This is a genomic window from Gilvimarinus chinensis DSM 19667 (assembly GCF_000377745.1).
In the GTDB taxonomy this organism is placed as follows: Bacteria; Pseudomonadota; Gammaproteobacteria; order Pseudomonadales; family Cellvibrionaceae; genus Gilvimarinus; species Gilvimarinus chinensis.
Map to the genome: position 1 here is coordinate 12302 of NZ_KB898710.1, position 15623 is coordinate 27924.

Annotated in this window: 19 protein-coding genes and 1 pseudogene; 13 read left to right on the forward strand and 7 right to left on the reverse strand. The window is 51.5% G+C overall.

The window, feature by feature from the left end; genetic code table 11:
* Positions 1-4: 4 nt before the first annotated feature.
* The 3 genes from D568_RS0113535 to D568_RS21155 form a co-directional block, all read right to left on the reverse strand.
* Positions 5-532 (reverse strand): response regulator transcription factor, encoded by a 528-nt coding sequence (locus tag D568_RS0113535; protein ID WP_020210145.1) that lies wholly within the window; start codon positions 530-532, stop codon positions 5-7.
* The gene (locus D568_RS0113540; RefSeq protein ID WP_169334803.1) at positions 522-1586 is read right to left on the reverse strand and encodes an ATP-binding protein; all 1065 of its coding nucleotides are present in this window, start codon (positions 1584-1586) and stop codon (positions 522-524) included. The genes D568_RS0113535 and D568_RS0113540 overlap by 11 nt, the downstream gene beginning before the upstream one ends.
* Positions 1587-1851: 265 nt before the next feature.
* A complete protein-coding gene (locus tag D568_RS21155) occupies positions 1852-2310 on the reverse strand; it encodes a CBS domain-containing protein (RefSeq protein WP_020210147.1) in 459 nt (152 codons plus the stop codon).
* 364 nt (positions 2311-2674) lie between these two features.
* Here D568_RS21155 and D568_RS20150 point away from each other — a divergent pair, with 364 nt between their 5' ends.
* Positions 2675-4090, forward strand: a complete 1416-nt coding sequence (locus tag D568_RS20150; RefSeq protein ID WP_020210148.1) for a DEAD/DEAH box helicase — start codon at positions 2675-2677, stop codon at positions 4088-4090.
* Positions 4091-4170: 80 nt separating this feature from the next.
* Here D568_RS20150 and D568_RS0113555 read toward each other — a convergent pair.
* The 3 genes and pseudogenes from D568_RS0113555 to D568_RS20155 all read right to left on the reverse strand — a co-directional run.
* A pseudogene (locus D568_RS0113555) lies at positions 4171-5232 on the reverse strand (glycoside hydrolase family 11 protein); the annotation flags it as partial.
* Between the two features lie 280 nt (positions 5233-5512).
* Positions 5513-5830 carry a LysR substrate-binding domain-containing protein gene (locus tag D568_RS22045; RefSeq protein WP_425401968.1) on the reverse strand — a complete coding sequence of 106 codons (318 nt, stop codon included), beginning with the start codon at positions 5828-5830 and terminating at the stop codon, positions 5513-5515.
* Positions 5823-6413, reverse strand: coding sequence for a LysR family transcriptional regulator (locus D568_RS20155; RefSeq protein ID WP_245551640.1), 591 nt, complete (start codon positions 6411-6413; stop codon positions 5823-5825). Before D568_RS20155 ends, D568_RS22045 begins: the two co-directional genes overlap by 8 nt.
* A gap of 146 nt (positions 6414-6559) precedes the next feature.
* Here D568_RS20155 and D568_RS0113565 point away from each other — a divergent pair, with 146 nt between their 5' ends.
* The 5 genes from D568_RS0113565 to D568_RS0113585 all read left to right on the forward strand — a co-directional run bounded on the left by D568_RS0113565 (position 6560) and on the right by D568_RS0113585 (position 9563).
* Positions 6560-7030 (forward strand): DoxX family protein, encoded by a 471-nt coding sequence (locus D568_RS0113565; RefSeq protein ID WP_020210150.1) that lies wholly within the window; start codon positions 6560-6562, stop codon positions 7028-7030.
* A 41-nt stretch (positions 7031-7071) separates the two neighbouring features.
* A complete protein-coding gene (locus tag D568_RS0113570; RefSeq protein WP_020210151.1) occupies positions 7072-7863 on the forward strand; it encodes a DODA-type extradiol aromatic ring-opening family dioxygenase in 792 nt (263 codons plus the stop codon).
* 48 nt (positions 7864-7911) lie between these two features.
* Positions 7912-8274, forward strand: coding sequence for a hypothetical protein (locus tag D568_RS0113575; protein WP_020210152.1), 363 nt, complete (start codon positions 7912-7914; stop codon positions 8272-8274).
* An 84-nt stretch (positions 8275-8358) separates the two neighbouring features.
* Positions 8359-8811: a YaiI/YqxD family protein gene (locus D568_RS0113580; RefSeq protein WP_020210153.1), complete on the forward strand. Its 453-nt coding sequence runs from the start codon at positions 8359-8361 to the stop codon at positions 8809-8811.
* A gap of 224 nt (positions 8812-9035) precedes the next feature.
* Complete coding sequence (locus D568_RS0113585) at positions 9036-9563, forward strand: cytochrome b (RefSeq protein WP_020210154.1); 528 nt, start codon at positions 9036-9038, stop codon at positions 9561-9563.
* Between the two features lie 58 nt (positions 9564-9621).
* On the opposite strand, the gene D568_RS0113590 is transcribed toward D568_RS0113585, so the two are convergent.
* Positions 9622-10407: a siderophore-interacting protein gene (locus D568_RS0113590; RefSeq protein WP_020210155.1), complete on the reverse strand. Its 786-nt coding sequence runs from the start codon at positions 10405-10407 to the stop codon at positions 9622-9624.
* A gap of 83 nt (positions 10408-10490) precedes the next feature.
* Here D568_RS0113590 and D568_RS0113595 point away from each other — a divergent pair, with 83 nt between their 5' ends.
* The 7 genes from D568_RS0113595 (at position 10491) to pelA (ending at position 15136) form a co-directional block, all read left to right on the forward strand.
* Complete coding sequence (locus tag D568_RS0113595; protein ID WP_020210156.1) at positions 10491-10913, forward strand: MarR family winged helix-turn-helix transcriptional regulator; 423 nt, start codon at positions 10491-10493, stop codon at positions 10911-10913.
* Positions 10914-10929: 16 nt separating this feature from the next.
* Positions 10930-11304, forward strand: coding sequence for a VOC family protein (locus D568_RS0113600; protein ID WP_020210157.1), 375 nt, complete (start codon positions 10930-10932; stop codon positions 11302-11304).
* 109 nt (positions 11305-11413) lie between these two features.
* Positions 11414-12037 (forward strand): putative glycoside hydrolase, encoded by a 624-nt coding sequence (locus tag D568_RS20160; RefSeq protein WP_020210158.1) that lies wholly within the window; start codon positions 11414-11416, stop codon positions 12035-12037.
* Between the two features lie 196 nt (positions 12038-12233).
* The gene (locus D568_RS0113610; RefSeq protein WP_169334804.1) at positions 12234-13271 is read left to right on the forward strand and encodes an SGNH/GDSL hydrolase family protein; all 1038 of its coding nucleotides are present in this window, start codon (positions 12234-12236) and stop codon (positions 13269-13271) included.
* 2 nt (positions 13272-13273) lie between these two features.
* Entirely contained in the window at positions 13274-13744 is a 471-nt protein-coding gene (locus tag D568_RS0113615; protein WP_040516843.1) for a hypothetical protein, read from the forward strand.
* 1 nt (position 13745) lies between these two features.
* Positions 13746-14000: a DUF1244 domain-containing protein gene (locus tag D568_RS0113620; RefSeq protein WP_020210161.1), complete on the forward strand. Its 255-nt coding sequence runs from the start codon at positions 13746-13748 to the stop codon at positions 13998-14000.
* Positions 13967-15136 carry a pectate lyase gene (pelA, locus tag D568_RS0113625; RefSeq protein WP_157497873.1) on the forward strand — a complete coding sequence of 390 codons (1170 nt, stop codon included), beginning with the start codon at positions 13967-13969 and terminating at the stop codon, positions 15134-15136. Before D568_RS0113620 ends, pelA begins: the two co-directional genes overlap by 34 nt.
* Positions 15137-15623 lie beyond the last annotated feature (487 nt).

Here is a 15623-nt window from a genome sequence, read left to right on the forward strand (position 1 = left end):
CCGGTTAATGTTTTACGGGGCGCTTATTGAGCTTACGCTGCAGTGTGCGTCGGTGCATACCTAAGGCGCGGGCGGTGGCGGAGATATTACCATCATGCTCACTAAGCACTTTTTGAATATGCTCCCAGGCAAGGCGGTCTACTGACGGTGGTTGAGCCGTTATTTCCACCGCCTCTGCCTCTGAATCAGAAAAAGCTGCGAGGATTTCGTCGGCATCGGCGGGCTTACAAAGATAATTACAGGCTCCTGCTTTAATGGCGTGTACCGCCGTGGCAATACTTGAGTAGCCTGTGAGAACAACGATCTCAATGTCTTCTTGCCGGTTTAGCAGCTCTTTCACCACATCCAGTCCAGATTCACTGCCTATTTTTAGATCAACTACGGCCCTAGCGTAGTGACGCTGCTGTAATAATTGCAGCGCATCGAAGCTGTTGGATGCGAAGGCGGCGTCGAATCCACGACGCCTTAAAGAGCGTTGCAAGATTTCTCCGAAGGTAATGTCATCATCGATAATCAGTAAGCTATTGTTCACCGGCTGCCTCCAATGGCAGAGTAATAGTTGTAAGCGTGCCGCCGAGATCAGGCGTAGTAATTTTTACCGTTCCACCGTAGCGTTGAATGCTGGCATGAGTTAAAAACAGACCGATACCGAGGCCGTCGGGTTTGGTGGTAAATGGACGCTTGCCAAGCATGGGTTCTGCTTCCGGACTGAAGCCTTTACCCTGATCTTTAATTTCCCAAATAAGTTTACCGTTATTGGTTCGCACCGAAACATGCAGCGGTTTTGCACTTGCATCCGCCGCATTGTTAAGTACGTTAATAATGGCTTGTTCAATGGTGGGGTGGAAACGGGTTTGTTGGCCTAATAAGGATTTTTGAACCTGAATGTCCGCGCGAGCATCTGGGCGTAATAGTTGCCAGCGGTCGATTAAGTCAGTGCAATAATCATAAGCCGCTGTTATGCCAGGGTGGGTCAGTTGTTCGATATCAGCTCGCTGGCGTAAGCGTTGTAAAATCGCACCACACTCGTTTACCTGGTTGCGCAACAAGGTTAGGTCTTCACCGATCAAACTGTGCACTTTGGGGTCTTGTGCTAAATCGGCTAATAAGACTTTTATACTCGATAGCGGTGTACCCAATTCGTGCGCTGTGCCCGCCGCTTGAGTGGCGACGGCTAATAATTGCTCATCTCGAAGGTCTTCTTCGCGCCGTGCATTTAAGGTGTCTTGTTGTTGTCGTACGGCGGCGGCCATTTTTACTACGAAGTAACTGATCAATAGCGCGCTGAGGGCAAAGTTAAGCCACATCCCGATCAGATGGAAATTAATACCCGCCTCATGGCGATGGCTATGTGAAGGGGGCTCAAGTTGTGCCAAAGGGTGATTCCAAACCAGCAACGTACCATAAAGTGCGATGGCCACTAAGCTGAGGCTCCAGGCGTAAACGCCGGGTAAAACGGCGGCGGCAATACAGACGGGAACTAAAATATACGATAAAAAGGGGTTGGCGGCACCGCCCGTGTAAAAAGCCAAAACGGCGACAGCCAATATATCCACCAGCAATTGGCCCGTTATCTCGAGACTCACTACGGGTACTTGCCATCGTAGTCTAAGCAAAGAAAAAAGATTTACGAAGGTAAGGAGTACAATAATGGCGGTAATGGGTATCTGAGGAAGTGCTAATAAACGGTTAGCCCAAAAAGTGGCTATAGCCAGAGCCAGTATTAAAAAGCCACGTATCAACACTAGCTGACGCAAGTGTCCAGAGGGTGCTCTTAAGGTGGTAATTCGCGGATTCATGACCCCTGATTATACCGGATTGATTGTCACTGGACAGCGACATAGGGTCGCATCATAGCAGCTGGTGAGCTTTGATTTGTCCGCTCAGAAGTCCGTTGCGTGTCAGCCAGATGACATCAAGTTGCTCTGTTTTAAGAGTTCGTCGAACTTTATCAATACTCGTGAGTTCGTCTAAAGCCGGTACATCTGAATTCATGATTTGATGTACGGTGCAGTACACACTTGCTCGGCGCGTCCACTGGCTCAGTTCGTCGAGGTTGTCCATGTCGTGGCCAGTACTGCGACGGAAATTATCATTGATCATTTGGGCGCGGTACGTTTCGTCCAGATGGGTTAGCTGGTGAATGTCGGTGCTTCCCACACTGCCAACTAGCTGGTGATCTGAGGCAATGACAGGAACCTGCGCCAGTCCGTATCGCTTGAGAAAGTGGTCCAGCCTTTGGATAGACCATCCCTCGTAGGCACAGTGCACTTCGGTGATCATAACTTCTTTGGCTATTGGGGGTGACATAGATATTCCTGATTATGAAGTATTGAGTGTACACCAAGGGCCTATGACTTGACGGGTTCAATTCGTTCTTTGGCTTAGTCGGTGCCTGAGGTTGGTCACGGTGACGTGAATCATAAAATCATCGCGGCTGTGCTCTCGCTCATTTTTGTTAAAGCTCTAACTGCTGCGCTGAGGGTTATTACTCAGGGCTAGCTCTATGGTCATAGTGGGGTATGCTCGGTTGAAGGCCATACTTTTATAGCGAGTGGACTTAGCGCCAAAAATGCGTAAATCCTGTCTGCGTGCTCTTGCCGTTATTAACTGGCTATTATTCATCCACTCCTGTATCCTTCGCGCCCCTTTTGTCCTAATTCAGAATCCCCCTATGATTTTTGCCGAACTTGGCCTTGCCCCCGAAATTCAACAAGCTGTTGCCGAACAGGGTTACGAAACCCCGACGCCGATTCAGGCCCAGGCCATTCCTGCGGTATTACAAGGCAAGGATGTGATGGCAGCTGCGCAGACCGGTACGGGCAAAACAGCAGGCTTTACCTTGCCGATGCTGGAGCGTTTGTCCCAAAGTGCTGCGAAGGGCAAGCAGCCCGGCAATCAGGTGCGGGCTTTGGTGCTGACGCCTACGCGAGAGTTAGCGGCGCAAGTGGGCGACAATGTGGCGCAATACAGTCGCTACTTGCCGATCAAATCAACCGTTGTTTTCGGTGGCGTTAAGATTAATCCGCAAATGATGCGTTTGCGCGGTGGTGTGGATATTCTGGTGGCAACACCTGGGCGCTTGCTGGATTTATACCAGCAGGGTGCGGTTAAATTTGATGCGCTGGAAATTCTGGTGCTGGATGAAGCCGACCGTATGCTGGATATGGGCTTTATTCACGATATCCGCAAAATTATGGCGCTGATGCCCAGCAAGCGGCAAAATCTGATGTTCTCGGCCACCTTCAGCCCCGAAATTCGCCAGCTGGCCAAGACTATCGTGCATAACCCGGTAGAGATTACCGTTAACCCACCCAACAGTACCGCTACTCGGGTAAAACAGTGGATTTACCCTGTAGACAAAAAAGAAAAAACGGGCCTGCTGATCGAGTTAATTAAGACCAACAATTGGCATCAAGTGCTGGTATTTTCGCGCACCAAGCACGGTGCCAATAAACTGGTTAAGTTGCTGGATGGCGCGGGTTTAAAAGCCGCCGCGATTCACGGCAATAAAAGTCAGGGGGCACGTACTCGCGCGCTGGCCGACTTTAAAAGTAATAAAGTGCGCATTCTGGTGGCTACCGATATTGCCGCGCGCGGTGTGGACATTGACCAGTTGCCGCAAGTGGTGAATTTTGATTTGCCGCAAGTAGCGGAAGATTACGTGCATCGTATCGGTCGCACGGGTCGTGCTGGCGCTGAAGGTTCGGCTGTGTCACTGGTGAGCGCCGATGAGTTTGATATGCTCAGTGACATCGAACGGCTTATTAATACGATACTGCCGCGTGAATTTATTATAGGTTTCGAGCCGCAGCATGCTCTGCCCGAATCCAGCTTGGAAAAGCGCGGCACTCGCAATAATCGTTCGCGTAGTGGTAACCCACGCAATAAAAAACCATCTGGTAATAAGCCTAAAAAACCTTCGCAAGGGCACAATAAGAATACCGACTCTGGCAAGCCTGCGGCAAAAAATAATGATGGAAAGCCCGCAGCCAAAAAAAGTTTCTGGCAAAAAAAGAAAGGCGGTAACGCCAGTGGAAAGGTTAAGCCTTTTGCGCGCAATAACAGCGAAGCAAAAAACAATCGCTAAAAAATTCGAGAAGAGCGGGGCGCGGGAAACGATTGAAGTAAACTTTCGCTCCCTGCTACCCGCTTTTTGTTGTCTACTTAATTACAGCTGCCGCTAAAGCAGTCGTCGGTGTGACCAAAGCCAATCACCCCACTGCAATGCATAGTTTCGGAATAAGAGCCTCCGCCGCACTCACCGTTTGCGTAAGTGGCTGTGTTGTACTCCATGTCTTCTGCCTGACGGTTTTCTCCGTTCACGGTGACATAATCCAGAATCACATCGCGGCCTGATGCGTCGTTATCGTATTCGACATTCACATCACCGTAGGCGCTGCCATTGTAGGTGTAGTTCTGGAAGCTGGTGCTTAAGGTCCAGTCGGCCACCGTAGTGCCCCCTACACGTAAATTAATATGCTCACTGCCGCTTACACCCCGTGCTCTAACGGTAATGCTTTCACTCCCACCACCGTTGTTGCCACCGCCGCTTGATCCCAAGGTGATATTGGAATTACCGCTGCTTTGATAGCCTTCAGTAGCCATCACCATATAATCGTGATTGCCAAGGTTTAAGCCGTGGCTGGCCCAGGCGTCAAAGTGGTTACCGGTGGTAATGGTGCCGCCGGTACGTTTTTGCTGGCGCACACTCCAATATTGGTAAAATGTTGCGGTACCTTCAATGGATGGCTGGTTTACCCGCTGAGTGCGGTAGATGTCATAGGTGCCGCCATCGGAATAAACCGTGCCGTAATAAGTGCCGCTTTCGCCGGGGCGGTAAGTACCCCAGTTATCGACGATGTAGTACTCAATCAATGGGCTGCGGGTCCAACCGTAAAGCGTAAGGTAGCCGTTGCCGGAAGGGTTAAAGGTACCTGAGTAATTTACGGTGCGGCGACCGCCGGGGTTCCAGCCTTTACCGCCCACCCAGTTGCCTGTATTGCTCCACTGTGATGAATAGTTGCCGCCAGAGCCCAGTGTCATTGACACGGTTCCTGGTGCGTCTGTCCAAAACGAGTAGTAATACCCATTGTGGGTGCCGGTCTGATTACTGGTTAATGTCTGTGCTTGAACGCCACTGGTAAAACACAGCGCCGTAGTGGCTGCGACCAGTGAAGCGATTTTTTTAACGCGTGCAAAAGTTGGCGTTGATGCTCTCTCTATTGTCATGGTTATTCTCCAGATAGGTGCCTAAACCAATACCGCTTTTAGAGGCAAGGCATGGGCTTTATCTGCGATACATCGAGCAGAATTGATAATACTTAACCGACTGCTTATAAGATTTATCCGATTAAGCGGTTTGCACCTTAGGTGGGAAATTCATTGTTGTCAATGAGACTATATGCTTTTGGTCAGAATAACCATGTGACACCGCTGTCATTGTCGCCTGTGTCACACTGAAATGAAGTAAAGGCTAAGGCGTTTGAAAAACCTTGTGTGAACGGCGAGTTTAGGGCGTGAAATTATCCCACACCGGGGGGGAGCCGAAATAGCCGCTGGCAAAATCGATAAAAGCGCGGACCTTGCTCGGCAAAAACTTGCGATGGGTGTATACCGCGTAAAGTCCTAATGGCGCAGGCTCATATTCGGGTAAAACGATTTTTAAATCGCCTCGCGCTACAGCAGGGCCAGCGATAAACGTGGGTTGAATAACTATCCCTGCGCCTGCAATCGCCGCCTGCAGTAAGACATCGCCGTTGTTACAGGTAAACGCGTTTTTCTGTCGCGAGGCCAGCGCAACGTGTATTGGCGACTCGCTGTTATCCATGTAGCTGTAGCGCAGGTAGTGGTGATCTTTTAACTCGTCTAGGTTCCCAGGGGTTCCGTGTTGTTGCAGGTACGCGGGGGATGCACAGGTCACCAGCCGTATAGGCGCTAAGTGGCGGGCAATCAGCGATGAGCATTTTTAATGCGCCAATGCGCAGCGCCACATCAAAACCCTCTTCGACAATATCGACTTTGCGATCATCGAGCTTTACATCGATTCCGACGGCTGGGTGCGCACGCTGAAAATCCATCAGCAGGGCGGGTAGGTGGCTGGTGCCAAAAGACACGGGAGCCGACAGGCGCAAAACGCCCTGTGCACTTTGCTGATAATCCCCCAGCTGGTTTTCCAGATCGTCAAGTTCCTCCAGCAGTAGCAGGGCTCTGGCACTGTACTGGCTGCCCGCTTCGGTCGGGTGAACCTTGCGCGTGGTGCGATTCAGCAGGCGAAGCCCCAGGTGTTCTTCCAGTTGCGACACATATTTGCTGACCAGTTGTGGCGACATGTTCAGCTTAGTGGCAGCTCGGGCGAAGCTGCCTTCGCTGACCACCGTGACGAACGTGCGCATAGCGTCGAGACGATCCATGACAAAACTCCCATTTCATTATTATTAACAATGCTTTGTTGATAATAAGCCAATGATAGGCATCTTATTCTTTTTTGGTGTGGATAGTAAATTGGTCTCATGCCGTTCGCGAAGTAACGGTACATCTAATTACTGGGAGCAAAAACATGAACACATCGTTAGTAACAAAACTGTTTGTATCGAACGCAGGGCTGAGTGCATTGGCTTTACGGGTGCCTGTGGGCGTTATTCTACTGGCCCATGGGGCGCAAAAACTGTTCGGCTGGTTTGGCGGCTATGGCCTTGAGGGTACCGGGCAGTGGATGGAGAGCATTGGTCTGGCCCCCGGTTATTGGATGGCTGCGCTGGCTGGCAGTGCAGAGTTTTTTGGCGGCGCCGCTTTAATACTGGGGTTGCTGGTCCGTCCAGCAGCCATTGTCAGTGCGTTTACCATGCTGGTGGCAATTTTCAGCGTTCACTGGGCAAACGGATTGTTTATGAGCAACAACGGTTACGAATTCGCCTTGGCATTGTTGGCCGCAAGTGTGTCTTTATCCTTAAGCGGTGCCGGGGCGGTATCTGTGGATCAATGTATCGCGCGAGCCGCTAAGCAGCCGTACGGCTCGCGATCTGCCTAGGCCCTAAGGCTTTATTCATCGACGGTCAGGTTGGAATTTCAATGAGTAAGAATATTATTTTTATCTCCCACGGCGGTGGCCCCATGCCGCTGCTAGGGGACGATGGTCACGCTCAGATGGAGGCCCATCTGCAGCAGCTTGCCCATAAGTTGCCTAAGCCAAAAGCCATACTGATTATAAGCGCTCACTGGGAGGCGCCAGTGCCCACGGTTACGACAAGCGTAAGCCCTGGCCTTGAATATGATTACTACGGCTTTCCCGAGCGGGCGTATCAGATTACCTATCCTTGTCCCGGCGAGCCTGCGTTAGCGGATAGGGTTAGTCAAACGTTGCAACACAGCGGCTTCTCCCCTGCGCAAGACACAGAGCGGGGGCTTGATCACGGGGTGTTTGTTCCCTTAAAAATCATGTATCCCCAGGCGGATATTCCGGTGGTTCAGTTGTCACTGTTGCGCAGCCTTGACGCGGCAGACCATATTGCGCTCGGTGAGTCTTTGCAAACGCTGAGCGACGATGGTTTGTTGGTCATCGGGTCGGGCTTTAGTTTTCATAATATGCGCGAGTTCTTTTCGGACGATCACGTATCCTTTGAAAAAAACCAAGCGTTTGAAGCTTGGCTGGAAGATGTTTGCACCCATGCCGGCTACAGCCAACGCGAGCGGCTGGAAGAGTTGCGCCAATGGCATACGGCCCCTAACGCAGAATTTTGTCACCCTCGCGCAGAGCACTTAATGCCGCTGTTAGTGTGCGCTGGGCTAGCCAATCGTGCGGCCAGTGCTTATACGGGAGTACCCATCTTAAATAAATCGGCGGCGATGATTGAATGGTTGTAAGTCAGCTGATCATTTAGAATAGGTCTATTGCAAACAGGGACGGGAAGGATGCAAATAGAAGATCAAAAGCAAACAAAAGGTCTGCCTAAACGTCATTTTGCTACACAAAGTGTTGAGACATCAGCGGTTGCTGATGCCGATAACCGTGTGCAGCAAGAGCGTAAATACACCGAGTATAAAAAGCGTCGCCGGCAGTGGCAGGTGCAAGCAGATCGAAAGCGTGAGCAGCATTTAGGTCTTAGGAAGTTCGGTTTAATGGTGGCTTCCTCGGCAATGCCTTTTTTGATCAAGGTCGGAAAGACGGCAAGCTGTTCTTGTGCGGCTAAAACTCCGGCGTTGCTATTACCGCTGGTCATTGGCGCTGTGGCGCTGGGGGCTTTTTATTTGGCGTATCGTTTTTTTGTGGGGTGATGAGGGTTTTTATGGTGTGCCCTTCATTACGTAAAATGCGGTGGAGAGTCTGAACAAAATGCTGGTAGTTACTGGATAAAAACTATGAAAATTTGGGTCGATGCCGATGCTTGTCCGGTGGTTATTCGCGAGATTATTTTTCGTGCTTCGCAGCGTACCAAAGTGCCGGTTACTTTGGTGGCCAATCAATTTATTCGTACACCCCAGACGCCGCAAATTACCTCGCTGCAGGTGTCGGCGGGTTTTGATGTGGCCGATAACGAAATTGTTCAGCGTTGCGCTGCTGGCGATCTGGTGATTACCAGTGATATTCCGCTTGCGGCAGAGGTCATCGAAAAAGGTGCCCAGGCGTTGAGTGGGCGGGGTGAGCTGTTTACCGCGGCGAATATTAAGCCGCGTTTGAATATGCGCGACTTTTTGGAAACCATGCGCTCTAGCGGTATTCAAACCTCGGGCCCTCCGCCGCTTAGTCAAGGTGACCGGCAGCAGTTTGCCAACCATCTGGATCGCTGGTTGAGCAAATTAAACCGACACTAGTGGTCAAGTGGAAAACTCTTTAATCGTTCTCTACGGGGCGCCCGGTGCTGCACAGAGAACACTTGAAATAGTGCTACTACTCCTACCATACATACCCCTTGTGTTAACGGCCTTGTCTGTGTTTTTAAACCGTCGGCCATGTAAATCCCGGTAAACCACGTTCGTGTTCCTTTAAGGCCTTGCTATGCTTAACAGGCAACTAAAAATACTCAAGGTTTACCGTGATGATGCTAACTGATTCTAAAATTCGCTACGGCGCGTTAAGTCGTTTATTCCACTGGTCAATGGCACTGCTTATTGGCTGGCAGCTTGTGGGTGTATTGGCGCGGGTGTTGGCCGAAGATACCGCGCTGGATAAGTTTTTCTGGGCGACCCATAAGCCTTTGGGGGTGATTTTATTGGTGCTGGCTCTGTTACGTCTTGTTTGGGCGCTGGTCAACCTGCGCCGACGACCACCCGAATTAACTATGGCCGCCACCATTGGTCACATTGGCCTGTATGGTTTATTGGTGGCGATTCCGACCCTGGGGCTGCTGCGTCAATATGGCTCCGGTCGTGTGTTTGACGTCTGGGGCTTACCACTGTTCGCAGGCTTTGAGGGGCGTGTCGAATGGATGGTAGAGCCAGGTAACCTATTGCACGGTAACCTGGGCTGGTTGTTATTGGTTGCCGTTATCGGTCATGTGTTTATGGTCTATTGGCATCGTCGTGGCAACAAAGAGCACGATGTTCTGCCGCGGATGTGGGGCTGATCCAGGGTAGAGGTAATAAGGCGAACGGTAAGTGGTTTTAGCGTTCGCCGTGTTTTGTTTAATTGTCTGTATCGGTTTCTTTGCGTTTTTCCTCCTGGTGGATATCTTCCGTCATGCCAATTTGCCAGTAACCGCTGGCGTACAACCGACGTTTGTCTATCCCTTTGTCTTTGAGATAGCGGCGTATTTGTTTGATCGCACCGGATTCGCCGGCCACCCATGCCGCTCCATTACCCGCCAGCCATTGCAAACGCTTTACCGTATCAAACAGTGTGTCGTTTGGGGTTTGTGGAGTGGGGTTGATGAGCCAGATAACCTCCAGGTTGGCGGGTTTTTGCAGAGGGATTTTATCGCTGTCGCTGATCACCTCCAGCACCGCATAGCCTTGCGCGTTATCGGGCAGCTGCTCGAGATTGGCCGCTATAGCGGGCAGGGCGGACATATCCCCGGCGAATAAAAACCAGTCTGCAGCGGTATTCACCCATTTGGGTTTGCCCGGCCCGGCAAAGCCTACTGTATCGCCGGCCTGAGCATTGGCCGCCCAACTGGAAGCGGGGCCAGCGGGTTCGTGCATCAGAAAGTCCACTACAATTTCTCTCTCGGCGCGATTGAACTGGCGCAGGGTGTAGGTGCGCACAATAGGGCGTGATGCCTTATCGTTTGTGGCCAAACTATCGAGGTTGAGACTTTGGCCAGGCTTAGGCAGCAGCAATTTAAAATTGGCGCTTTCGTGATGTTCTGGAAAGTCATCCAGGTTATCGCCCGTGAGTATGACGCGCCGCATATTAGGACTCAGGTGGTAGGCACGCTTAACGCTGAGCAGGCGGGGGCCGGGTCTGTTCATGTTTGCTCCCTCTAGAACAATAGTAGATAATATCAACTATATTTTTTATGGTTGATAAAGTCAACAATATGTCTGGAAAAAACATGCCCGTTGAAAACACGGGTTTTAGTGATCTTTTGTGGCAATTGGCGTTTCAGGTGCGCAGCCGCTGCCAGCGTGCGGTAGCTGAGTCTGGATTTACACTTTACGGCATGCATGTAAGGTTGCTGCACTTAATCGCCGCCGAGCCCTTCTGCCGTGCGCAAACCTTAGTCGAGACCAGTGGGCGCGATAAGGCGCAAATTGCCCGGCTGTTAAAAGACTTGCAGGCGCAGGGGTTACTTACCCGAGCGCCGCACCCGGAGGATGGTCGCAGCCGAGTTATTACCCTAACGGCTGAGGGCAACGAGCTGTTAGCTACGGTACGCGCTGCGGAACAGGCGGTAGAGTCCGAATTTCTGGCTAAACTCTCAGAGCGAGAAGTTGAAACTTTTGTCCGTTTGGGGCGCAAAATGCTGGCACCCTAGGCTCTAGGAGCCTGATATGAACAATATTGCCTATTTTGAGATTCAAGCGAGCCAACCCGAAGCCTTGGTGGCGTTTTATCAACAAGTGTTTGATTGGAGTTTTACCCGCGATGAATCCTTGCCCATCCCCTATTGGCGAATTCAGACCGGCGGACTCTATGGTGGGCTGTTGCAACGACCGGCCGATACACCGCCAATAGGGTGCGGCACAAACGCCTTTACCTGCTCCATTGAGGTGGCGGATATCGACACCACGGCGGAGGTGATTGTCGAGCTGGGCGGGCAGGTGGCACTGGATAAATTTGAGGTGCCAGGCGTGTGCTGGCAGGCCTATTATCTTGACCCGGATGGCAATACGTTTGGCTTGTTCCAGCCGATGCCTCACGCTTGACGCTGCCCTAGGTTTTGTTATATATAATTTGTGGTTTTATATGTGAATATTGTGGGGGCAGCGTCTGCTGGCCCAATTCTGCATAATGATAATAACGAGGGATACAACCATGTTACGTAGCATTTATTGTTTAGCCTTATTAGTTCTTGCGAACCTGTGTTTTGCGCAGTCGTCGCCCAACTCTAACTATGTTTACTTTACCCAAGGGCAAACACCAGACCCATGGCATTGGGTGCTTGCCGACCCCGGTAACTGGTGGATGCCGGTTGAAGATACCGGTGGGCAGAGCGGCAAGGGCAAGGTGAGTTTGGCCAGCGCCGAGGATAAAGACTTCCCGGGTGCTATCAGTTTGAAATGGAAAAAGTCAGACGATTGGGGCAGTGTCACCCTGAGTGGCGGCATGCTGGATCTGAGTAAATTTGAGCACGCCGCTGAGCTGGTCATTGCGCTTCGGGTGAATTCTAAAGTGCCCAGTACCGTGAATGTCAAAATGGCTTGCGGTGAGGGGTGTGAGGCGGAAGTTAATGTGGCCGACAATCTCAAAAATATGAAGCGTGGCCAGTGGATGGCGTTGCCTATTGCACTGGATTGCTTTAGCGCCAGCGGTGTGGATTTAAGCAAAATAAACTGGCCGTTTTCTATCGGCACCGCTGGCAAGCTTGAACTGGATATTGTTGAAGTCAGCCTGGCGCCTATGGCCGAAGGCGAAGAAGGTTGCGTACCGAATTCATAAATCTTTACGCACCGTTAATTTGATAGGTAAAAGGCTTTGGTACACTGCGCCAAAGCCTTTTTATTTGCAAAGCTCATCTGAACCACAGCGCGATATTATCGAAAATAACTCTACTGTTTTAGAGCGCAGAATTTAGATCGAAAAGTTTAAAACAAAAAATTTAAAACAAAGAATCGAGAGCCCTATGAAAACCAGTATGAAAAAATTAACGAGCGTAATCTTCCTTTCTGTTGCGGCCTGCTCTGCGGGTGCGAACGAATTAACCGAGAGTGAACAGCTGCGCCTGATTGGTCGCTTTCAGCCGGTGCAAACCGAAGCGGTTTCATTTACATGGCCCGGCTCGGCTGTCGAGTATCGTTTTCGCGGCAGTGAAACTGCCGTTACCATCACCGTGCCCGAACGCATGCGTTTCTGGGTAGAGGTTGACGACAATAAAGGCCGTGAGCTTTGGGCCGAACCCAGTGTGCAAGATTACACTCTGGCGCAGTCACTGCCCAATGCTGAGCACAAGGTGCGCTTAACCCGTTTGGCTGAATCTTTTTCGGGTGTGGCAAAAATTACCGGCTTGCCGAGTACCGATGGCGAGTTGCTAGGTGCACCGGCTGCCCCTGAGCGTCAGTTGCTGGTTATTGGTGATTCCATTACCGCTGGGTACGGCGTTGAAGGTGACAGTAAAGATTGCTCGTATTCGCAGGATACCAGCACGCCACTTAAAGCCTACGCAGGCCTGACGGCAAGTGCGTTAAACGCTGATATCCACACCATCGCCTGGTCAGGTATTGGTGTGTGGCGCAGTTACGGCGAAGAGACGCCCAAGTCGCCGACCATTGCCGAGCGTCGCAAACTGACCCTCGCGGATGACTTCGACACCCCATGGAGCTCGGACAGTTACCGGCCAGACGCGGTGTTGATAAATATTGGCACCAACGATTTTTGGCAGGGGAGCGCCCCCGGCTACCCGCAAGCGATGGCGACTATTTTGAGCGAGGTGCGCAGTGATTACCCCGGCACCCCCGTGTACTTTATTGTAAGCCCTATGTTGGGTGGCGAAGCGCGCGAGCAGCAAGCGGAATATTTAAACGAACTGGCCACCGCAAACGATGTGGCGGTACTCGACACGGGCCGTATAAAACCCGAGGATGGTTATGGCTGTGATTGGCACCCTAACGAGTTAACCAATCAGCGTATGGCCGACAAGCTGGTAGCACGCTTACGCGAGGATTTAGGTTGGTAAGTGTGCTGAATATTCGGCGTCCAATAGCGCTGCTACTTGCCTTGGTTTTTTTTATGGAGGCGAGTGCGAGTCGAGCAGAGGGCGAAGCAATTGGTGCTCATCGTGACCAGTATGTGCTTCGGTTTATGGTTCAGCAGCAGAAAATAACTGAAGGTGAAAACCTTCAGCGAGGCTATGAGGATGCGATCTTAGTTAAGCTTGATGAGCCTGCGAAAATTACCGCCCTTGACGATATACAAATGAGCATTCGGTTAGTCAAAAAGCAGCAGGACATTTGTGCTCACATCGCAGTGCGCTCAGATGTAAACACCTATGAGGGCCAGCTATCAAACTTGAAAATCGATGCGGGTGACTTTCGCTCGCCTTTAAACGAACCACTGACAGCGGAGTCAGTATTACTGCAAACGAGCGAACAGGAAGTTATTAAAGTGTTCGCTCGGGTGTATCGATATTTACCCGAGAGCGAGAAATAGCATGACAAAAGATGTAACAACTGAAATTGAAGCGGCGGCCTTTCGCCGTTTGCTGGAGCATTTGGATGAGCGTAAGGACGTGCAGAATATTGACTTGATGGAGCTTGCCGGCTTCTGCCGCAATTGTTTGGGCAAGTGGTACCAGCAGGCGGCGGCCGAACGCGGTGTGGCTTTGGATAAAGAGCAGGCGCGAGAGGTCATTTATAAGATGCCTTACGCGCAGTGGAAAGAACAGTATCAGACACCGCGCGACTGATGGGTAGGTTTGCCGCTGTCCTCACCGCGCTGGTGCTGAGTGTCAATATCAGTGCGGCCGAGCCCCTATCGCTGGACGGTTTTAGCGATGCCATTCATCACTGGTACAATCGCACCGACAAGCTGGATGCGCCGGTACATCCTGCCAGCGATACACGGGCCATTGCCGATAATATACTGCTATACCAACGTGAAAACGGCGGCTGGCCCGAAAATACTCACCCACAGCGCCTGTTAACCGAGGCGGAAAAATCTGAAATTCGGGCGGCAAAATCGCAGGCGGATGCCAGCTTCGATAACCGCAACATCTACCCGCAAATTACCTACCTGGCCCACGCGTATCAGCGCACAAACGATGCACGATATCGTGATGCAGCCTTAACCGGTTTGGATTTTGTGTTGCAGTCCCAGTACAACAACGGCGGTTGGCCGCACTCGCCTGGCCGGGCCGATCGCCCTTACGGTGATTACATCACGTTTGCCGATGAGGTGATGCCTGGCGTGTTGGGGTTTTTACGCAATGTGCAAAGCGGCGAGCCGCCCTTTGATTTTATTCCCGACGACACACGCACCGCCGCCGCTCAAGCCATTGTTAAAGGTGATGCGTTAATTCTGCAGCTGCAAATAAACATAAACGGCGTGGCGACCATTTGGGCGGGCCAATACCATGAAGCCACCTTGGCGCCCGTAGCCGCTCGCAGTTACGAGCTGCCAGCATTGCAAACCTGGGAAAGTGTGGCCGTGGTGGAATATTTAATGTCGATTCCCTCGCCGTCAAACGGAGTTATTCACGCTGTTGAAAACGCCGTGGCCTGGTTTCGCGAACACCAGATTCCCGCTGTGCGAATTGAGGAATTCGCAATTGAGCCGGTGCGGTTTGATTACCACACCGCCACCATCGACAGGCGTTTGGTTGAAGACGCCAATGCGCCCGGCTTATGGGCCAGATTCTACGATCTGAAAACCAGCGAGCCGTTTTTTACCAATCGCGATGGCTCGCGGGTCGAGGCCTTGGAAGACGTAGCGCTGGAGCGCCGCAGTGGCTATCACTGGTACGGCACCTGGCCGCAACAGTTGATTGATGTTCACTACCCACAGTGGCGCGAGAGAATCGGTGTGGAGCATGAGCAACATTAGCGAACCTTTCGTTGTGTCAAGGCGTTCAGCTCGGCGTTGGAAAAACTTGAAATAGACCCACTGGGTCTTAACTGCACTGTTAAATTTTCGCCCCTGTTAGGTTTAAAGTCTGGCAGACTATTACCGATAACTAAGGAGCCTCTGATTAAGTCCCCAGTGGTCTCTGGCTTACAGAGCTTTTCGAGATCAAGGCGGCGAACTAAAAGCGGGCTGACGGCCCGGTGAGGTGAGCCAACACAGAGATCGGAGAGCTCTGTAAGCCCCGAAGGGCGCGGCCAAAACGCTCATCCGCTGTGTTGCCTACACGGATGTAGGTAAGGGCCGTGAGCAGGACGCGGAAGGCTTGCACTTCTTGCCAAGGACTATGGCCATTGCCTACGAAGCGCGCCAAGGGCAATGGATTGCCCGAATGCCGGAAAGGCAGGAGCATTTTCCGGCGAAGGAGTGAACGTTTTGACTCGCGCAGAGACCGCTGGGGAGTTAATCA

Bases quoted from the DNA above. Each gene is read 5' to 3' on its own strand.
- D568_RS21155 (WP_020210147.1), bottom strand. From the start codon at position 2,310: ATGTCACCCCCAATAGCCAAAGAAGTTATGATCACCGAAGTGCACTGT.
- D568_RS20150 (WP_020210148.1), top strand. From the start codon at position 2,675: ATGATTTTTGCCGAACTTGGCCTTGCCCCCGAAATTCAACAAGCTGTT.
- D568_RS22045 (WP_425401968.1), bottom strand. From the start codon at position 5,830: ATGGATAACAGCGAGTCGCCAATACACGTTGCGCTGGCCTCGCGACAG.
- D568_RS20155 (WP_245551640.1), bottom strand. From the start codon at position 6,413: ATGGATCGTCTCGACGCTATGCGCACGTTCGTCACGGTGGTCAGCGAA.
- D568_RS0113565 (WP_020210150.1), top strand. From the start codon at position 6,560: ATGAACACATCGTTAGTAACAAAACTGTTTGTATCGAACGCAGGGCTG.
- D568_RS0113570 (WP_020210151.1), top strand. From the start codon at position 7,072: ATGAGTAAGAATATTATTTTTATCTCCCACGGCGGTGGCCCCATGCCG.
- D568_RS0113575 (WP_020210152.1), top strand. From the start codon at position 7,912: ATGCAAATAGAAGATCAAAAGCAAACAAAAGGTCTGCCTAAACGTCAT.
- D568_RS0113580 (WP_020210153.1), top strand. From the start codon at position 8,359: ATGAAAATTTGGGTCGATGCCGATGCTTGTCCGGTGGTTATTCGCGAG.
- D568_RS0113585 (WP_020210154.1), top strand. From the start codon at position 9,036: ATGATGCTAACTGATTCTAAAATTCGCTACGGCGCGTTAAGTCGTTTA.
- D568_RS0113590 (WP_020210155.1), bottom strand. From the start codon at position 10,407: ATGAACAGACCCGGCCCCCGCCTGCTCAGCGTTAAGCGTGCCTACCAC.
- D568_RS0113595 (WP_020210156.1), top strand. From the start codon at position 10,491: ATGCCCGTTGAAAACACGGGTTTTAGTGATCTTTTGTGGCAATTGGCG.
- D568_RS0113600 (WP_020210157.1), top strand. From the start codon at position 10,930: ATGAACAATATTGCCTATTTTGAGATTCAAGCGAGCCAACCCGAAGCC.
- D568_RS20160 (WP_020210158.1), top strand. From the start codon at position 11,414: ATGTTACGTAGCATTTATTGTTTAGCCTTATTAGTTCTTGCGAACCTG.
- D568_RS0113610 (WP_169334804.1), top strand. From the start codon at position 12,234: ATGAAAAAATTAACGAGCGTAATCTTCCTTTCTGTTGCGGCCTGCTCT.
- D568_RS0113620 (WP_020210161.1), top strand. From the start codon at position 13,746: ATGACAAAAGATGTAACAACTGAAATTGAAGCGGCGGCCTTTCGCCGT.